Genomic DNA, 17,260 nt, shown 5'->3' with positions numbered 1-17,260 from the left:
GTCAATAATTGTTGACAGCTATCTTCACGCCAGCAAATAACTGTCCTATCATTCATCGGTTATTGGCCTCTTTAGGGTGAAAACGCCTATGCGTCTTGAAGTCTTTTGTGAAGACCGTCTTGGTCTGACTCGTGAATTGCTCGATTTACTGGTGCTGCGCGGTATCGACCTGCGGGGCATCGATATTGACCCTATCGGCCGAATTTATCTCAACTTCGCCGAGCTGGATTTCGCCAGCTTCAGCAGCCTGATGGCGGAAATTCGTCGTATCGCCGGCGTCACCGACGTGCGCACCGTGGCGTGGATGCCGTCAGAGCGCGAACATCTGGCGCTCAGCGCGCTGCTGGTGGCGATGCCTGAGCCGGTGCTGTCTCTCGACACCAAAGGAAAAGTCGAACTGGCTAACCCGGCCAGCTGCCAGCTGTTTGGCCAGAGCCAGGAGAAGCTACGCAGCCACCCGGTCGCGCAGCTGATTACCGATTTTAACGTCCAGCGCTGGCTGGAAAACAGTCCGCAGGAGTCCCACGCCGAGCACGTGGTGGTCAACGGGCAGAACTTCCTGCTGGAGATCACCCCGGTTTATCTCGAAGGCGAACACGGCGAGAAGGTACTGACCGGCGCGGTAGCGATGCTGCGTTCAACGGTCCGTATGGGGCGCCAGCTGCAAACGATGACCATTCAGGACACCAGCGCCTTTAGCCAGATCCTCGCCGTAGGCCCGAAAATGCGCCACGTTGTCGAGCAGGCCCGTAAGCTGGCCATGCTCAGCGCGCCGCTGCTGATCGTCGGTGATACCGGCACAGGGAAAGATTTGCTGGCCCACGCCTGCCATCTGGCCAGCCCGCGCGCGGGGAAACCTTATCTGGCGCTGAACTGCGGCTCCATCCCGGAAGACGCGGTGGAAAGCGAGCTGTTCGGCGACGCCGTTCAGGGTAAGAAAGGCTTCTTCGAGCAGGCTAACGGCGGCTCGGTTTTGCTGGATGAAATTGGCGAAATGTCGCCGCGCATGCAGACCAAGCTGCTGCGTTTCCTCAACGATGGAACTTTCCGCCGCGTTGGTGAAGATCATGAAGTCCACGTTGATGTCCGGGTGATCTGCGCTACCCAGAAAAACCTGGTGGAGCTGGTGCAAAAAGGGCTGTTCCGCGAGGACCTCTACTATCGTCTTAACGTCCTGACCCTGTATCTGCCGCCGCTGCGCGATTGCCCGCAGGACATCATGCCGCTGACCGAGCTGTTCGTGGCGCGTTTTGCCGATGAGCAGGGCATCCCGCGGCCGAAACTCTCCGCTGATTTGAACAGCGTTTTGATGCGCTACAGCTGGCCGGGCAACGTGCGCCAGCTCAAAAATGCGATCTATCGCGCGCTGACGCAGCTGGACGGTTTCGAGCTGCGCCCTCAGGATATTCTGCTGCCGGATCATGACGTCTCCTCGCTGGCGGTAGGCGAAGAAGCGATGGAAGGCTCGCTGGATGATATTACCCGCCGTTTCGAACGCTCGGTGCTCACCCAGCTTTATCGCAGCTTCCCCAGCACGCGTAAGCTGGCCAAGCGTCTTGGCGTCTCGCATACCGCCATCGCCAACAAGCTGCGTGAATATGGCCTGAGCCAGAAAAAGGGCGATGAGTAATGCCCGTCGGCCGGCTGCCTGCGCCGCCGGCCGGCATTTCCAGAAAAGGGAGGGGGGCTGGCGTCAAATGAATCGGTATATACTGCGTTTTTACCCTCTTTATGGCAGGCATACGCATGTGGATCTGGCGTAGTCATTTTTTTCAATGGATGAAACTGCTGGCGCTCTCCAGCGCGATCTCTTTTGTGCTGTTCTGGTTTCACCTTCCCGCCGCGCTGCTGCTGGGGCCGATGATTGCCGGCATCACCCTGAGCCTGCGCGGTGCGGCAATTCGCGTACCCCGTCCCTTTTTTATTGCCGCCCAGGCGATTATCGGCTGCATGATTGCCCGCAGCCTGACGCCCTCCATTTTCGGCGTTCTGCTGGCAAACTGGGCGCTGGTGCTGCTGATTCTCTTTTCCACGCTCGCTATCAGCGCGCTGGCGGGATGGCTGCTGGTGCGCTACAGCGACCTGCCCGGCGCCACCGGGGCGTGGGGGAGTTCGCCGGGCGGCGCCTCGGCGATGGTGATTATGGCCCAGGAGTACGGCGCCGATGTCCGGCTGGTCGCGCTGATGCAGTATCTGCGGGTGCTGTTTGTTGCCGGCGCCGCGGCGCTGGTGGTGCGCGTCGCGCTCGGCGGTGAAGCGCAGGAGATGACTCAGCAGGTCGCCTGGTTTCCGCCGATCAGCCGGCAGCTGCCGCTTACGCTTCTGTTGACGGCGGCGGCGGGGTGGCTTGGGCTGCGGCTGCGCTTTCCTTCCGGGGCGATGCTCTTCCCGATGCTGATTGGCGCGCTGGTGCAGGGAGAAGGCTGGCTGCTGCTCGAACTTCCCGAATGGCTGCTGGCGCTGGCCTATGCCGCCGTCGGCTGGAGCGTTGGTCTAAAGTTTAATAAACAGATTTTCCTGCTGGCGCTGAAAACCCTGCCGCAGATCCTGGCATCGATTATCGGCCTGATCCTGCTGTGCGCGCTGATGGCTTATGGGCTGACGCAGATTTTGCCGCTGGACTTTATGACCGCCTATCTGGCAACCAGTCCGGGCGGACTGGACACGGTGGCGATTATCGCCGCCGGTACGCGGGCGGATATGTCGTTTATTATGGCAATGCAGACGCTGCGCCTGTTCACCATCTTATTGACCGGCCCGGCGATTGCGCGCTTCATCTCCCGCTATGCGGCGCGGCAATAAAAAAAGCCCCCGTTTAACGAGGGCTTATATTACCTGGCGGGGATATTACGCTTTCAGCGCGGCCAGGGCTGCGTCGTAGTCCGGCTCTTCGGTGATTTCATTCACCAGCTGGCTGTAAACAACCTGGTCATTTTCATCAATGACGACCACAGCACGCGCCGCCAGACCGGCGAGCGGGCCCGCGGAGATAGCGACGCCGTAGTCGGCCAGGAACTGCGCGCCGCGCAGGGTAGACAGAGTGACAACGTTGTTCAGGCCTTCAGCGCCGCAGAAGCGAGACTGCGCGAACGGCAGGTCAGCGGAAATGCACAGCACGACGGTGTTGTCCAGTTCAGACGCCAGCTGGTTAAATTTACGTACCGATGCCGCGCAAACGCCGGTATCGATGCTTGGGAAAATGTTCAGCACTTTACGGGAGCCGGCGAACTGGCTCAGCGCGACGTCAGAGAGATCTTTGGCCACCAGCGTAAACGGCTGCGCTTTAGCGCCTGCCTGCGGAATGGTGCCTTGAACAGAAACGGGGTTGCCCTGGAAATGCACGGTTTGTGACATGGTTATCTTCCTGTTTACATATAGTTAACGTCGCGGCTAGTGTATGACATCCGTCATCAGCACGGCAAATCCTTTTAATACTTACCTGCGAGGTTCAGGGAATGCGAAATCTGCGAGTCTATGAAGAAGCCTGGCCGTTACATACTCCGTTTGTGATCGCCCGCGGCAGCCGCAGCGAGGCAAAAGTCGTGGTGGTGGAGATTGAAGAGAATGGCGTCAAGGGGACAGGTGAGTGCACGCCCTATCCTCGTTACGGAGAGAGTATAGCCTCGGTGATGGCGCAGATTATGGCGATTGGCGAACAGATTGAACGCGGCGTCTCTCGTGAGCAGATTCAGCACCTGCTGCCCCCCGGGGCCGCGCGTAACGCCGTGGACTGCGCGCTCTGGGACTGTCAGGCGCGCAGCGCGGGTAAGAGCATCGCGCAGCTGTTGGGCGTGACGCTGCCCAACCGGGTGGTTACGGCGCAAACGGTGGTTATCGGCACGCCGGACCAGATGGCGGCGAGCGCGGCGGCGCTGTGGGAAAAAGGGGCCACGTTGCTGAAAGTGAAGCTCGACGATCATCTGATTAGCGAGCGGTTGATTGCCATTCGTGAAGCGGTTCCGCAGGCAACGCTCATCGTGGATGCCAACGAAGCCTGGCGCAGCGATGGCCTGGCCGAGCGCTGTCAGCTGCTGGCGGATATTGGCGTGGCGATGCTGGAACAGCCGCTTCCGGCTGGGGCCGATGAAGCGCTGGAGAATTTTATCCACCCGCTGCCCATTTGCGCCGATGAGAGCTGTCATACGCGCGACAGCCTGGCGGCGCTGCGCGGCCGCTATGAGATGGTCAATATCAAACTGGATAAGACCGGCGGTCTGACCGAAGCGCTGCTATTGGCTGAGGAGGCGGAGCGCCTGGGATTTGCGCGGATGCTGGGCTGCATGCTGTGTACCTCAAGAGCCATCAGCGCGGCGCTGCCGCTGGCGCCGCTGGCCCGATTTGCCGACCTCGATGGCCCGACCTGGCTGGCGGTGGACGTTGAGCCGGCGCTGCATTTCAGCACCGGCGTGCTTCATCTTTGAGGATGCCAGTGCAGCAGGTCCGTCATCGCCTGAAGGTATTTATCCGTCGCCTCGTCGGCGGATATCGGCGGGAATTCGGCGGTGATGCAGGGCAGGCCGATATCCGCGCACCAGCTGCCAAAGGAGCCGGGCGTTTCATAGCCGACGCTGCCTACCAGCGGCAGGCTGAACGCCCCGGCAAGCCACTGCCCCAGCGCGCTGTGGCCGGGGTCTTCAATACAGGCCAGCGGATCGTGAAACGAAACCACCCATGCGGGATGGATCTGGTGGATCAGCTGGCACAGCGCCTGGGTTTCCGGTTCTGAACCGGGTTTTTCGCCGGTGAGCAGAACCACATCGCGCTGTTCCGCCGCGCTGTTCCAGCGATAGACCGTTTCGCCTTCTTTCCAGTTTGCCGCCGGAAAATTCCGGTTCAGGTCGATGCCGCGCGCGTTGGCGCGCAGCCCCAGCTGGCAACCGTCCGGGTTGACCGCCAGCACGACATGATGGCGGCGCAGCTCGGGTTTGAGCGTACGTAGCGCGCAGGAGAGGGTGACAATCGATGCGTTTTCATCGCCGTGGGTACCGGCAAGGATCAGGCCGCTGCGGCTATCGGCCAGCGGTGCAGGGAACCACAGCAGCGGCGCGCCGAGGTGAGACTGGCCATAGCGTTGTGTGCCGGGCGGAAAATCACCGCGCTGAGGGCGAGGACGAGAAACGGGCATAGGGCATCCTGTTGTCAGGTTATTTTTCAGCAGTGTTGTGTAAAACCGTCCCGGAATCAAATAGTTTCCAGCGAGGACGAAATCAGCATATATGTCAACTTTCTTTCACAAGCCGTTTGCAATTTCAGGTGATGAAACAAATAATTATCGCACTGCCAGCTCTGGTTTTTTTATTTTAAAGGGGATCTTATGAAGTATCCTGTCACATTGACATGCGGCGCGCTGTGGTTAGCCAGCGTCTCTTCTCTTGCCTGGGCGGCCGATGTCCCGCCGGGCACCGTATTAGCCGAAAAACAGGTGCTGGTGCGGCACATTAAAGATGAACCCGCCTCCTTAGATCCCGCCAAAGCCGTCGGTCTGCCTGAAATTCAGGTTATCCGCGATCTTTTTGAAGGTTTAGTCAATCAGGACGAGAAAGGCAATCTGATTCCAGGCGTGGCGACTCGCTGGCAGAGCAATGATAATCGCGTCTGGACATTTACCCTGCGCGATAACGCCCGCTGGTCCGACGGAACGCCGGTAACGGCGGAGGATTTCGTCTATAGCTGGCGGCGGCTGGTTGATCCTAAAACCACCTCCCCGTTTGCCTGGTTTGCTGCGCTGGCCGGAATCGCCAATGCGCAAAATATTATTGATGGTAAAGCTGCGCCGGATACCCTCGGCGTCACCGCCGTGGACGCGCGTACCTTGCGCGTGCAGCTGGATAAACCGCTGCCGTGGTTCAGCAATCTGACGGCGAGCTTTGCTTTCTATCCGGTGCAGAAGGCTAACGTGGAGAGCGGCGACAACTGGACGCGTCCGGGAAGCCTGATTGGCAACGGCGCGTATGTCTTAAAAGATCGCGTGGTGAATGAAAAGCTGGTGGTGGTTCCCAATACGCACTACTGGGATAACGGCAAAACGGTGATCCAGCAGGTCACATTTACGCCCATTAACCAGGAATCGGCGGCCACCAAACGCTATCTGGCCGGCGATATCGATATCACCGAGTCGTTCCCGAAAAATCTGTACCAGAAGCTGCTGAAGGATATTCCGGGGCAGGTCTATACCCCGCCGCAGCTGGGCACTTATTATTACGCGTTTAACACGCAGAAAGGGCCAACCGCCGATGAGCGCGTCCGCCTGGCGCTCAGCATGACTATCGATCGCCGTCTGATGGCGGAGAAAATTCTGGGTACCGGCGAGAAACCGGCCTGGCGCTTCACCCCGGACGTGACCGCAGGTTTTACCCCGCAGCCGACGCAAATCGAGAGCATGAGCCAGGCCGAGCTGAATGCCCAGGCCAAAGCGCTGCTGCAGGCGGCGGGCTACGGTCCGAACCGTCCGCTGAAGCTGACGCTGCTGTACAACACCTCGGAGAACCACCAGAAAATCGCGATTGCGGTAGCTTCCATGTGGAAGAAAAATCTGGGCGTCGACGTGAAGCTGCAAAATCAGGAGTGGAAAACCTATATCGACAGCCGCAATACCGGCAACTTCGATGTGATTCGCGCCTCATGGGTCGGGGATTACAACGAGCCGTCGACGTTCCTGTCGCTGCTCACCTCGGCCCACAGCGGTAATATCTCCCGTTTCAACGATCCGGCCTACGACAAAATTCTGACCCAGGCGGCGCTGGAAACATCGGAAAAGGCGCGCAATGACGATTACAACGCGGCGGAAAAAATCATTATGGCGAAAGCGCCCATCGCGCCGATTTATCAGTACACCAACGGGCGTCTGATTAAACCGTGGCTGAAAGGGTATCCGATAGCCAATCCGGAGGACGTGGCCTATAGCCGCACAATGTATATCGTGAAGCACTGATGCGTACTGACCTCCTGCTAACATCAGACAACCATCGCTAAACCCACAACTGGCGCGGCTTACAGCGCCAGTGTCTCCTTTCGCATTCTGAGTATCTTCATCCAGGTCGTTTCAGCCCCAAACTCCCACTTTCCGATGCTGTTATTCGTTCAGGATTAAAGCAGTGCCGTCAACTCAGTGAACAACTCTAGCTCGCACGCGTTGCAGGCGTCGCAACGTAATAGTACTGGCACCAGCAACCAGAGGCACGCCTTGCCCGGCTGTTGCTAATACAACAGGCTGTGTGCATCAGTTGGCGCATTCGCAACAGCTCTTGCGCAAGCCTATTTTTTAAAACCATTGATTAACATGAATTAAATAATGCGCAGCCTTTGGCATGATTATCGCTAACACCCATATAACAAAATTAAAATAAGTCTTCGATAAATATCGAATATGGTTATATAGGAAATGGATAATGACGCAGAAAGCTGACGATAATATCAACATATTGGCGTTCTCTCGCCGTAGATTGCTCTCGCAGAGCAACCTTAGCGGAGAAAGCGAGGAATGGCCTGGCGACTATCGGCAGGGAACGCTGCGCCAGCGCTTCCTGCATCATCTGCGTAGCTACTGGGATGTGTATCGTTATCGGAAAGCGCCACAGGTGGCCGATCGTGCTGCCGCCATTGCCGGAGAAACGCTGGCGACGCTGGGTTTCAGCCTGTCCGCCCGATGTCCCGAGTCCTGATTTTTTCCCCTTTTATCCTTTTCATTAATAAGCGTGTGCCAGTACCTGGACACACCGTGGAGAGCGCTATGCCATCGCAACGAGAGATTCGCCTTAACGCGTTTGATATGAACTGTGTCGGTCACCAGTCGCCGGGCCTGTGGGCCCATCCGCGCGACCGCTCCTGGCAATATAAAGATCTGGAATATTGGGTCGATCTGGCGCGCCTTCTGGAGCGCGGCAAATTTGACGGCTTGTTTATTGCCGATGTGCTTGGCGTTTACGATGTATTTAACGGCAACGGCGATGCGGCGATTCGTCAGGCGACGCAGGTGCCGGTAAACGATCCGCTGGCGCTGATAACCCCGATGGCGCTGGTGACGGAACACCTTGGCTTTGGTCTGACCGCATCGCTGTCATTTGAGCATCCCTATCCATTTGCCCGTCGGCTGTCGACGCTCGATCATCTGACCAAAGGACGGGTGGGCTGGAATATTGTTACCTCGTATCTGGAAAGCGGCGCCCGCAATATTGGGTATCAGGCGCAGACCGACCATGATGCGCGCTACGACTACGCCGATGAATACCTCGACGTCGTGTATAAACTGCTGGAAGGCAGTTGGGAAGACGGCGCGGTTTTGCGCGATCGTGAACGGGGAATTTTTAGCGATCCGCAGAAAATCCATCCGATTAACCATCAGGGCAACTTTTTCTCCGTTCCGGGCATCCATCTGTGCGAGCCGTCGCCGCAGCGCACGCCGGTTCTCTATCAGGCGGGGGCCTCCAGCCGCGGAAAACAGTTTGCCGCCACGCATGCCGAGTGCGTTTTTGTCGCTGCGCCGTCGAAAGTTCTGTTGAAGAAGACGGTCGCGGATATTCGTCGTCGCGCCGCGGAAGCCGGGCGCGATCCGCGCAGCATTCTGATTTTCAATCTGCAAACGGCGATCGTGGGCGAAACCGATCGCGAGGCGCAGGCCAAATGGCAGGAATACAAATCATACGTTAGCTATGAGGGCGCGCTGGCGCTGATCTCCGGCTGGACCGGTATTGACTTCAGTCAGTATCGGCCGGACCAGGTGCTGAAATACCTGCATACCAATGCCATTCAGTCGGCGGTTGAGGCGTTTTCCACCGCCGACCCGAATCGTCAATGGACGGTGGAAGCGCTGGCGGACTGGGTGGGCATCGGCGGCTTTGGCCCGCTGCTCGTCGGCAGTGCGGAAACGGTGGCCGATGAACTGCAATCCTGGGTCGAGGAAACCGATGTCGATGGCTTCAATCTGGCCTACGCCGTGACGCATGAAACCTTCCGCGACGTGGTGGAGCTATTAATACCAGAGCTGCAAAAACGCGGCGTCTTTAAGCAGGATTACCGGCAAGGCACGCTGCGCGAAAAACTGTTCGGCGCCGGGCCGCGCCTGACCGCGCCGCATCCGGGGGCAGACTACCGTCGCGGCGTGCGAAACGATGTCGGGGCGAAGGAGACGGCGGCATGATTGATATCGATAATCTGCATAAACGCTACCGCACGGCGGATGGCCGCGTCAGCGAGGTTCTGAAGGGATTATCGCTCAGGGTGCCCGCCAGCTCCATCACTGCGGTGGTAGGTCCGAGCGGTGCGGGGAAATCGACCCTGGCGCGCTGCATCAGCCTGCTGGAACGCCCCGATAGCGGCAGTATCAAGGTTAACGGCAAAGATTTGTCATTACTGTCAGGGGAGGCGCTGCGGCGTGAACGGCGCGCGATCGGTACCGTTTTTCAATCCTCAGCGCTGCTGAATCGCAAGACGGCGTGGCAAAACATTGCGGTGCCGCTGGAGTATCTGGGCGTGGTGGAACGCGACATTAAGGCGCGGGTCGGTGAATTACTGGAGAGCGTAGGGCTGAGTCACAAAGCGGAGGCCTATCCGTCCCAGCTTTCCGGCGGACAGCGTCAGCGCATTGGTATCGCTCGCGCGCTGGCATTACGTCCGTCGGTACTGCTGGCGGACGAGGCCACGTCTGGGCTGGATCCCCAGGCGACCGCCACGGTGCTGGGTTTGCTCCGACAGCTACGTGATGAGTACCGGCTGGCGATAGTCCTGATTACTCATGAAATGGATGCGGTACGCGCCGCGGCGGATGCGGTGGCGGAAATCCGCGATGGCGCGATAGTCCAGTACGGGCAGGTGAAAGAGCTGCTGGCCCGTCCGGATTCCCTGCTTGGTCAGCAGCTATTGCCGCTGTCGCCCATCGCTGTTAACTGCGATCTGCTGCTGCGCCTGAGTTATCGCTGGGATGTGCCGGTGGCGACTGACTGGATCAGCCGTCTGAGCCACCAGCATGCGCTACAGATAGATTTGCTCGGCGGCCATGTGGAAGTGATCAACGGTCAACTGGCGGGGCGTTTACAGGTCGGCGTCCGATTTCAGGGACAACGACTGTCAGTGGATCGAACGATCGCGCTTTTAGCGCAGCTGGGCATTGCGGCGGAAATCCTTGCACACGCCCCCGAGCTACAGGAGGCGGTATGAAACCGACAGTGATAAGCCAGGATACGCCGTGGCATGAAATCCATACATTGCTGCTGCCTGCTTATGGGGAAACCTGGCTGATGGTTGCCATTGTGATGCTGTTTGTGGTGACCCTTGGCGGCGTGGTGGGCGTGGTGTTATTCAACGCCTCGCCGCGAGGATTATTTCCGCATCCCGCGCTTTACCAGGTGCTTAACTGGGGCGTCAACATGGGACGCTCTCTGCCCTTTCTGGTGTTAATGGCGGCGATTATCCCGTTTACGTTCTGGCTTACGGGCACCACTATCGGCATCCCTGCCGCGGTGGTACCGATGATTGCCGCTGGCGTGCCATTTTTTGGCCGTCTGGTGGAAAACGCCCTGCGCGAACTCCCGGAGGAGGTTACCGCGGTGGGGCTGGTGTGCGGCGGTTCGCGCTGGCAGATAATCCGCCACGCGCAGCTCAGCGAGGCGCTGCCTGCGCTGGTGGCGGCGGTCACGCTTAACCTGGTGTCGATGATCGAATATTCGGCGATTGCCGGCACTATCGGTGCGGGCGGAATCGGCTATCTGGCGGTCGTGTACGGCTATCAGCGTTTCGACAATCACATCATGATCGCCACCATTGTCGTGCTGATCGCCACGATTCAGATCATTCAATTCTTTGGCGACCGTCTGGTCAATAAGCTTCGCCACACTCAGGGGATTTCTTCATGACAACAGAACAGTTTGAACTCCGTAAAGCCCGCCGCTGGCCATGGCTGGCGGCGCTGGCAGCGATCGCGGCGCTGGCCGTCGCGTTCTGGTGGTGGCGCGGATACGCGCAGGCGCCGCAGGTCGTTTTCGGTACGACGTTAAAAATTCACTACGAACCGGCGATGGCGGGCGAGCAGCGAATTATTGAGTACATCAGTCAGCATATTGCGCCCGATTATGGCCTGAAGCTGGAGGCGGTGGGCGTACAGGATCCGGTACAGGCGGACAGAGCCGTGGCGGAGGGGCAGTATGCCGGCACTATCTATCAACATCAGTGGTGGCTTAAGCAGGTGGTGGACGCCAACGGCTTTGCGCTTTCGACGACCGTGCCGGTTTTTCAGTGGGCCTTCGGGATCTATTCCGACCGCTATAAATCGGTACAGGATTTGCCCGTCGGGGCGACCCTCGTCGTACCGGATGATGGCGCTAACCAGGGGCAGGCATTATGGTTGCTGCAAAGGATAGGGTTAATCTCACTCGATCCGGCGGTTGAGCCGCGCACGGCGAAACTGAAAAATATTGTCGGCAACCCGCACAAGTTCAATTTTAAAGAGCTGGATTTATTAACCATGCCGCGTGCGCTGAATTCGGTGGATGCCGCTATTGGTTATGTCTCACAATTTGATGCCGGAAAAGTCCCGCGAGAAAAAGGCATATTATTCCCGCCTGCGCCTAAAACGTTTGCCTCGCAATTAGTCATCGGTACACCGTATTTATCGCAGGAGAATATTGTCAAATTAAAACAGGCTTTTTCCGATCCGCGTATTCAGACGTGGTTAAAGACCACTGACGATCCGCTGGTCAAAGACGTACTGGTTCCGGTCTCAGCAAACTAAGACATCATTGATGAAACGATAATAACCGGACGGGCATTTGCTCGCCCGGTTACTGGCGTCATTATTTATTAACTTATTGAATATATTGATAATTATATGATTATTTATTGTTTTTAATATGCTAAAGCCCGGCTTATAACCAGAGTCACCTGCACAATTATATAAGGTAAATAATATGAGTACTCTGTCTGTTGATAATGCTGGCGCCGTTTCGGCACCGGTGAGTAGCGTCGGGGATGTGGCGCGATTAATTAATTCCGGCAGGGAGCAGAGTAAATATGCGCGGATGATTGTATTCCTCGCGCTCGGCGGTGTATTCCTCGACGCTTATGATTTAACCACGCTCTCTTACGGTATTGATGATGTGGTGCGGGAATTCCAGCTCTCGCCGCTTTTAACCGGCATTGTCACCTCGTCAATAATGGTCGGCACGATTATCGGTAATTTAATCGGCGGCTGGCTGACGGATAAATATGGCCGTTATTCGGTGTTTATGGCCGATATGCTATTTTTTGTGGTATCGGCGATTGCGGCAGGACTGGCGCCGAATATCTGGGTATTAATCGGCGCGCGGTTCCTGATGGGGATTGGCGTCGGGATCGATCTCCCGGTCGCCATGTCTTATCTGGCCGAGTTTTCCCGCTTTAGCGGGAAGGGTAATAAGGCCGCGCGGCTCGCGGCCTGGTGTCCGATGTGGTACGCCGCCTCGACGGTCTGTTTTTTAATCATCTTTGGGCTCTATTTCCTGTTGCCAAAAGAACATCTGGACTGGCTGTGGCGCGCATCGCTGCTGTTCGGCGCGGTTCCGGCGCTGCTGATTATTGCCGTGCGCAGTAAATTCATGAATGAATCGCCGTTATGGGCGGCCAACCAGGGCGATTTGACCTCGGCTGTGCGTATTCTGCGCGACTCTTACGGGATCAACGCTCACGAAGCACCGCCAGAACGTCCTGCTCCACCGCCTAAAGTGAGCTTTCGCGTGCTATTTGCAAAACCGTACCGCGAACGCACTATTGTCGCCGGGGTGATGAACGTCTGTATCTCATTTGAGTATACGGCGATCGCCTTTTTCCTGCCGTCCATTCTCGCCCAATTCCTTGGCGCTGGCGTGTTCGAAACCATCTCCGCCTCGCTGGGACTCAATGCGCTGTTCGCCTTTACCGGTGGGCTGCTGGGGATGCACCTGGCATGGAAATACCCGTCGCGACACGTCGCGATCGCCGGGTTCGCACTGCAGTTTATCGCCCTGATCGTCCTCGCGCTGGTGGGGCAGCCGCAGGCCGCGCTGGGTGTAGCGCTGGCGATTGCGATGCTGGGGCTGTGGCTGTTTGCCGAGGGCTTTGGTCCCGGCGCGCAGTTGATGATCTATCCGGCGCTTTCATACCCAACCGCGATTCGCGCCACCGGGGTCGGCTTTAGCCGCGCACTTTCCGGTATTGGCAGCGCGCTGGCGCTGTTTGTGCTGCCGCTGCTGCAGGCATCGCTCGGTACGCAAATGTTCTGGGTCGTATCGCTGGCCGCCATTATCCCAATTTTCTTCCTGCTCGCGGTACGCCATGAGCCTACCCAATATGACATTGACGACAGCCACCATTGAGGAACAGAAAATGACTTTATTCTCTACCGGCACTGACTATGAACAGCTGGCGGCGACCTTCCGACCGATTTTTGCCCGTATCGCGCAGGGGGCGGCGGCGCGCGAACAAAACCGCATCCTGCCCGATGAGCAGATCCGCTGGCTGAAAGAGGCCGGATTTGGCACGGTACGCATTCCGCGGGAAAAGGGCGGCTGGGGCGCGTCGTTGCCGCAATTAATTGCGCTGCTTATTGAGCTGGCTCAGGCCGACTCCAACCTGCCGCAGGCGCTGCGGGCGCATTTCGCCTTCGTTGAAGACCGCCTCAATCAACCTGACTCGCCAGCGCGCGATCGCTGGTTCCGTCGCTTCCTCGACGGCGAGCTGGTGGGCAGCGGCTGGACCGAAATCGGCGCGGTCAGGCTGGGGGAGGTTTTCACCCGCGTAACGCCCGTTGAAGGCGGCTGGCGGCTGGACGGTGAGAAATTCTATAGCACAGGTACGCTGTTTGCCGACTGGATAGATGTTTTCGCCCGGCGCAGCGACAACCAGGGCGATGTGATTGCGCTGGTCAGCACGAGCCAGGCCGGCGTTGAACGCGAGGATGACTGGGACGGCTTCGGTCAGCGTCTGACCGGCAGCGGTACGACCCGCTTCAAACAGGCGCAGGTGGAGCAGGAGCACGTCTACGACTTTGCGCAGCGCTTTCGTTATCAGACCGCGTTTTATCAGCATATCCTGCTGGCGACGCTGGCGGGAATTGGCCTGGCGGTTGAGCGTGACGTCGCCGAAGGCGTGAAAAAGCGGACCCGGATGTACAGCCACGGCAATGCCGCCGTGCCGCGCGACGATGCGCAGGTACTCCAGGTTGTGGGACAAATCAGTAGCTGGAGTTGGGCGACGCGGGCGGCGGTATTGCAGGCGGCGGAATCGTTGCATCAGGCCTACCTTGCGCATGCCAGCGGCGACGAAGCGCTCATTGAACAGCGCAATCGCCTGGCTGAAGTCGAAGCGGCGCAGGCGCAGGTGATTGCCAGCGACTGGATCCCGCGTGCGGCCACCGAGCTGTTCAACGCCCTCGGCGCGTCGGATACGCGAGTGAGTAAGGCCCTGGATCGGCACTGGCGCAACGCGCGCACCGTGGCATCGCACAATCCGGTGATTTATAAGGCGCGAAATATCGGTAACTGGCTGGTTAACGGCGAAGCGCCAACCTTTATCTGGCAGATTGGCGACGGCGAGAAATCACAGGGCTGAGAAACACGGCGAAGGAGCCTCTCCGTAAGGATCGTTGGCACCCCCATCACGATTGAGCGGGGGAGCATCCCCCGGATCATGGACGACTGGGGGCAGCGATCGTGCCGGGTCTGGCTGGCTAACACCCCAGTATATTGGGTACGGATAAAGTAACGGGGCTACACTTCTTTCATCAACATTGTACGTAAGGGAAAACGACATCAGGGCAGCGGTGGGCTGGAGACGCTGGTGCAGGACGGCGACCTTTTTCGCAGATCTTGCAATACGGTCTGACTCTTAAACAACAAATAGCTACCGAAAATGCGGCAAGAAACTGCCGCATGCCACTCTTTAACGTGTTAAGAAGATGGCTGAGGTCCAAATCCGGGACTGGTCCTTTTGCCTGGCACTGATGAAGAACGGATGTTCCCGTTTTTCTGACAGGATAAGTTCAGAAAGTGGAATTTCGCCGCTGATATCACGTGGAAGCGGCTGTTCGGTAACCAGTTCAATATCTACCTGAAGTTCGGTGCCTGGAAGCGTAAAAGTCTCTTTGCCTGCAATCAGAAGCGTTTGACCATCAATATCCGTTTCAAAAACCGGCGCCCAGGCATGTGGTTGTGGCAAAAGCGGATCGCCCACTTTGATATAGCTACTGATGTCCAGATGAACGTGTATTTTTGCTCCGGCCAGCCCACCGGTACTGACAGTAACTGTGTCGCTGTCACCATTGGTGTCGGTCCGCAAGCCAATCTGTGTATGACTTTTACGCCAGACGGTCTGCTCCGGGTGATCTGCGCCCGAGAGGGAAAACGCATTGATTGGTGTCCCTGTGACCTCAATATGTCCCGTCCAGTAAGCACCCCGATAGCGGTCCTTAATGCGTGCCCCCCCCAGACGCACCCGGAACTGATATTTAGAGCGCCCAAATTCCGCGTGCAAATCGCGATGCCATACCTCTCTTTCTCCATCGTAAAGCGTTACCGCTTCCCAGCCCGCATCGCCTAACAGACGATAACGCAGTACATCTGCTGAACTGAATTCCGCTACATCTCCCATCAGCGCATCGCCCGCACGCAACTCGGCATAGCTTCGTTCACCTGTTGTGGCATAGGTGTGGCGGGCACGAAGCGCTGCAGCCACACCTTTTCTGTCGAATCGTTCAGCAAGTACGCCAGTCAGGCCTCCACGGGATCCGAAGACGGCTGTCGCAGGCACGCCACCACCACATCGCCCCTGATGTTCATCGCTGTTGGCGGTCGCGCCCAGACGATAGCCCCGTTCGAGCGCCTCGGCATAGACCCAGTGAAACTGCCCCCAGGCGGAACCGACTTCTATCAAGCGCTCCAGCTCCGGGTGATGCCAGTCCAGGTTGCAGCGGCGCCCGCCAACATGCGGGATTAACAGATGTTTGTGCGGTTCGCGTGCGTAGGCCGCATAAAGTTCATCAAGTGGCCATGCACCCGGTTTGATGGTTCCGGCAGTGAACTCATTCCACTCGAATGAACGCACCAGCCGCCCCAGATTATCAAACGGGAACTGAGGTTCATCATCTTCAAGGAACACCACATTATGATCGCCACCGGCGCAGGTATTACCGCACCACTCGGTACCGGAATAGCAGACAAAACTGTCTGGCTGGTTCAGCGCATTAATCAGCTTTACCGCCTGCTTCCAGCGCGCTTCAGTCACATTAAAATCGTTGGCGGTATAGCCTAGAATATCGAGACCGGCGACATCACGCCCGTAGCTGAGGTTATACAGCGTGTCGTTGGTACCAACCGTGTCATCAGAATGCACATGAAGATCGGCATAGAGCGGGCGCAGACCTGTGGCGGTTTCCTCTACCGTTATCCATCCTTTGCCTTCCAGCAAGGGCAGCGTGCCCAGTGCGGCGCTGAACGACCATTCTCCTGCGCAGAGATGCAAATCGCTGATACGCGCAATCGCCCAGCCCTCTTCGGCCAGCCGGAAATCATGATGCTCTGTTTCACCTCCCGATGAGGTCAGCGTCAGGCATCCTGCCAGCGGCAGGCTCCGGCAGGTATTCCCCCAGCGGTCATCCAGCCGGACGATAACGGAGAAAGGCGTTTCAGGTGCCAGTAACCTCGGCGCGATCGCGGCAAGAGAAGCGGGCTCACCGGGCACGATATCCAGCAGCGTATCGCCGGGCACCTCAGCAAATTTTGAGCTCCCCAGCGGATCAACAAACAGGCGGAAGCGGAAATCTTTCTCAACGAAACTCTGTACACGCGTACCGCCCCCGCCATGGCGCCGATCGCCCAGGCGGATAATGATTTTGTCTCCCGGATTGATGTAGCCATCAATAATGTCGATCAGAATGGCTTTCTGGAACGGACGCTCGTGCCCCTTCAGATCAAAACGCACCTTCAAATGCTGGACCGTGGCAGGGCTCTGTCCTGGCACTAGCGGGCCTGCCTGATACTCGGCGCTGACATAGTTGGCTGCCGAGGGATCGCTGGTCTGAAACAGCGCCCAGTCCGAGTAAAATTTAAAGGCGAGCTTCAGCCATGCGCCGTCAGCAAGCCCGCTGGCGCCCACGGTATATACCAGTTGGATCTCTTCCCACGCACCGGCAGTCAACTGAGTATGCGAGCAGGCCACACTGCCCAGAAACGGTCGGGCTTTATTCTGCTCATACAAGCCCTTCGGAGCGATGTAATCGCCTGCATCACGGATATCGAACTGACTCACATTAACCTCACAA

The 17,260-nt window shown here is 57.8% G+C and carries 13 protein-coding genes and 1 pseudogene; 11 read left to right on the top strand and 3 right to left on the bottom strand.

Translation table 11 applies throughout. The features are described 5' to 3' along the window. Positions 1-88 precede the first annotated feature (88 nt). The gene (gene tyrR, locus ABLU87_RS03235; RefSeq protein WP_004850219.1) at positions 89-1,630 is read left to right on the top strand and encodes a transcriptional regulator TyrR; all 1,542 of its coding nucleotides are present in this window, start codon (positions 89-91) and stop codon (positions 1,628-1,630) included. Between the two features lie 116 nt (positions 1,631-1,746). Next, positions 1,747-2,802, top strand: a complete 1,056-nt coding sequence (locus tag ABLU87_RS03230; RefSeq protein ID WP_064377177.1) for an AbrB family transcriptional regulator — start codon at positions 1,747-1,749, stop codon at positions 2,800-2,802. 45 nt (positions 2,803-2,847) lie between these two features. Here ABLU87_RS03230 and tpx read toward each other — a convergent pair whose 3' ends face one another. Then, positions 2,848-3,354: a thiol peroxidase gene (tpx, locus tag ABLU87_RS03225; protein WP_004850226.1), complete on the bottom strand. Its 507-nt coding sequence runs from the start codon at positions 3,352-3,354 to the stop codon at positions 2,848-2,850. A gap of 101 nt (positions 3,355-3,455) precedes the next feature. On the opposite strand from tpx, the gene ycjG reads away from it, so the two are divergent. Continuing rightward, positions 3,456-4,421, top strand: a complete 966-nt coding sequence (gene ycjG, locus ABLU87_RS03220; RefSeq protein ID WP_004850227.1) for an L-Ala-D/L-Glu epimerase — start codon at positions 3,456-3,458, stop codon at positions 4,419-4,421. Here the strand turns inward: ycjG and mpaA are convergent. Continuing rightward, the gene (mpaA, locus tag ABLU87_RS03215) at positions 4,412-5,125 is read right to left on the bottom strand and encodes a murein tripeptide amidase MpaA (protein ID WP_004850230.1); all 714 of its coding nucleotides are present in this window, start codon (positions 5,123-5,125) and stop codon (positions 4,412-4,414) included. The genes ycjG and mpaA overlap by 10 nt on opposite strands. A gap of 189 nt (positions 5,126-5,314) precedes the next feature. Here mpaA and ABLU87_RS03210 point away from each other — a divergent pair, with 189 nt between their 5' ends. From ABLU87_RS03210 to ABLU87_RS03175, 8 genes and pseudogenes are all read left to right on the top strand, one after another. Next, positions 5,315-6,931, top strand: a complete 1,617-nt coding sequence (locus tag ABLU87_RS03210) for a peptide ABC transporter substrate-binding protein (protein WP_064358851.1) — start codon at positions 5,315-5,317, stop codon at positions 6,929-6,931. Positions 6,932-7,415: 484 nt separating this feature from the next. After that, positions 7,416-7,586: pseudogene (locus ABLU87_RS03205) on the top strand (FAD-dependent oxidoreductase); the annotation flags it as partial. Positions 7,587-7,729: 143 nt separating this feature from the next. Then, positions 7,730-9,136: an LLM class flavin-dependent oxidoreductase gene (locus tag ABLU87_RS03200; RefSeq protein WP_122117199.1), complete on the top strand. Its 1,407-nt coding sequence runs from the start codon at positions 7,730-7,732 to the stop codon at positions 9,134-9,136. Next, positions 9,133-10,152, top strand: a complete 1,020-nt coding sequence (locus ABLU87_RS03195) for a methionine ABC transporter ATP-binding protein (protein WP_196942128.1) — start codon at positions 9,133-9,135, stop codon at positions 10,150-10,152. Before ABLU87_RS03200 ends, ABLU87_RS03195 begins: the two co-directional genes overlap by 4 nt. Further along, complete coding sequence (locus tag ABLU87_RS03190; RefSeq protein WP_122117178.1) at positions 10,149-10,847, top strand: methionine ABC transporter permease; 699 nt, start codon at positions 10,149-10,151, stop codon at positions 10,845-10,847. The genes ABLU87_RS03195 and ABLU87_RS03190 overlap by 4 nt, the downstream gene beginning before the upstream one ends. After that, the gene (locus ABLU87_RS03185) at positions 10,844-11,722 is read left to right on the top strand and encodes a MetQ/NlpA family ABC transporter substrate-binding protein (RefSeq protein ID WP_014229036.1); all 879 of its coding nucleotides are present in this window, start codon (positions 10,844-10,846) and stop codon (positions 11,720-11,722) included. Before ABLU87_RS03190 ends, ABLU87_RS03185 begins: the two co-directional genes overlap by 4 nt. A gap of 175 nt (positions 11,723-11,897) precedes the next feature. Beyond that, positions 11,898-13,319: an MFS transporter gene (locus ABLU87_RS03180; protein WP_122117177.1), complete on the top strand. Its 1,422-nt coding sequence runs from the start codon at positions 11,898-11,900 to the stop codon at positions 13,317-13,319. 10 nt (positions 13,320-13,329) lie between these two features. Continuing rightward, a complete protein-coding gene (locus tag ABLU87_RS03175; RefSeq protein ID WP_122117176.1) occupies positions 13,330-14,553 on the top strand; it encodes an acyl-CoA dehydrogenase family protein in 1,224 nt (407 codons plus the stop codon). Positions 14,554-14,883: 330 nt separating this feature from the next. Here ABLU87_RS03175 and ABLU87_RS03170 read toward each other — a convergent pair whose 3' ends face one another. After that, a complete protein-coding gene (locus ABLU87_RS03170) occupies positions 14,884-17,247 on the bottom strand; it encodes a hypothetical protein (protein ID WP_348865989.1) in 2,364 nt (787 codons plus the stop codon). Between the last annotated feature and the right edge of the window lie 13 nt (positions 17,248-17,260).

It is taken from the genome of Klebsiella sp. CB_Kp196 (assembly GCF_040061575.1).
Taxonomy (GTDB): domain Bacteria; phylum Pseudomonadota; class Gammaproteobacteria; order Enterobacterales; family Enterobacteriaceae; genus Klebsiella; species Klebsiella michiganensis.
Note: the sequence above shows the minus strand (reverse complement) of the source record. Positions and strands in the feature narration are given on the sequence as shown.

Bases quoted from the DNA above. Each gene is read 5' to 3' on its own strand.
- tyrR (WP_004850219.1), top strand. From the start codon at position 89: ATGCGTCTTGAAGTCTTTTGTGAAGACCGTCTTGGTCTGACTCGTGAA.
- ABLU87_RS03230 (WP_064377177.1), top strand. From the start codon at position 1,747: ATGTGGATCTGGCGTAGTCATTTTTTTCAATGGATGAAACTGCTGGCG.
- tpx (WP_004850226.1), bottom strand. From the start codon at position 3,354: ATGTCACAAACCGTGCATTTCCAGGGCAACCCCGTTTCTGTTCAAGGC.
- ycjG (WP_004850227.1), top strand. From the start codon at position 3,456: ATGCGAAATCTGCGAGTCTATGAAGAAGCCTGGCCGTTACATACTCCG.
- mpaA (WP_004850230.1), bottom strand. From the start codon at position 5,125: ATGCCCGTTTCTCGTCCTCGCCCTCAGCGCGGTGATTTTCCGCCCGGC.
- ABLU87_RS03210 (WP_064358851.1), top strand. From the start codon at position 5,315: ATGAAGTATCCTGTCACATTGACATGCGGCGCGCTGTGGTTAGCCAGC.
- ABLU87_RS03200 (WP_122117199.1), top strand. From the start codon at position 7,730: ATGCCATCGCAACGAGAGATTCGCCTTAACGCGTTTGATATGAACTGT.
- ABLU87_RS03195 (WP_196942128.1), top strand. From the start codon at position 9,133: ATGATTGATATCGATAATCTGCATAAACGCTACCGCACGGCGGATGGC.
- ABLU87_RS03190 (WP_122117178.1), top strand. From the start codon at position 10,149: ATGAAACCGACAGTGATAAGCCAGGATACGCCGTGGCATGAAATCCAT.
- ABLU87_RS03185 (WP_014229036.1), top strand. From the start codon at position 10,844: ATGACAACAGAACAGTTTGAACTCCGTAAAGCCCGCCGCTGGCCATGG.
- ABLU87_RS03180 (WP_122117177.1), top strand. From the start codon at position 11,898: ATGAGTACTCTGTCTGTTGATAATGCTGGCGCCGTTTCGGCACCGGTG.
- ABLU87_RS03175 (WP_122117176.1), top strand. From the start codon at position 13,330: ATGACTTTATTCTCTACCGGCACTGACTATGAACAGCTGGCGGCGACC.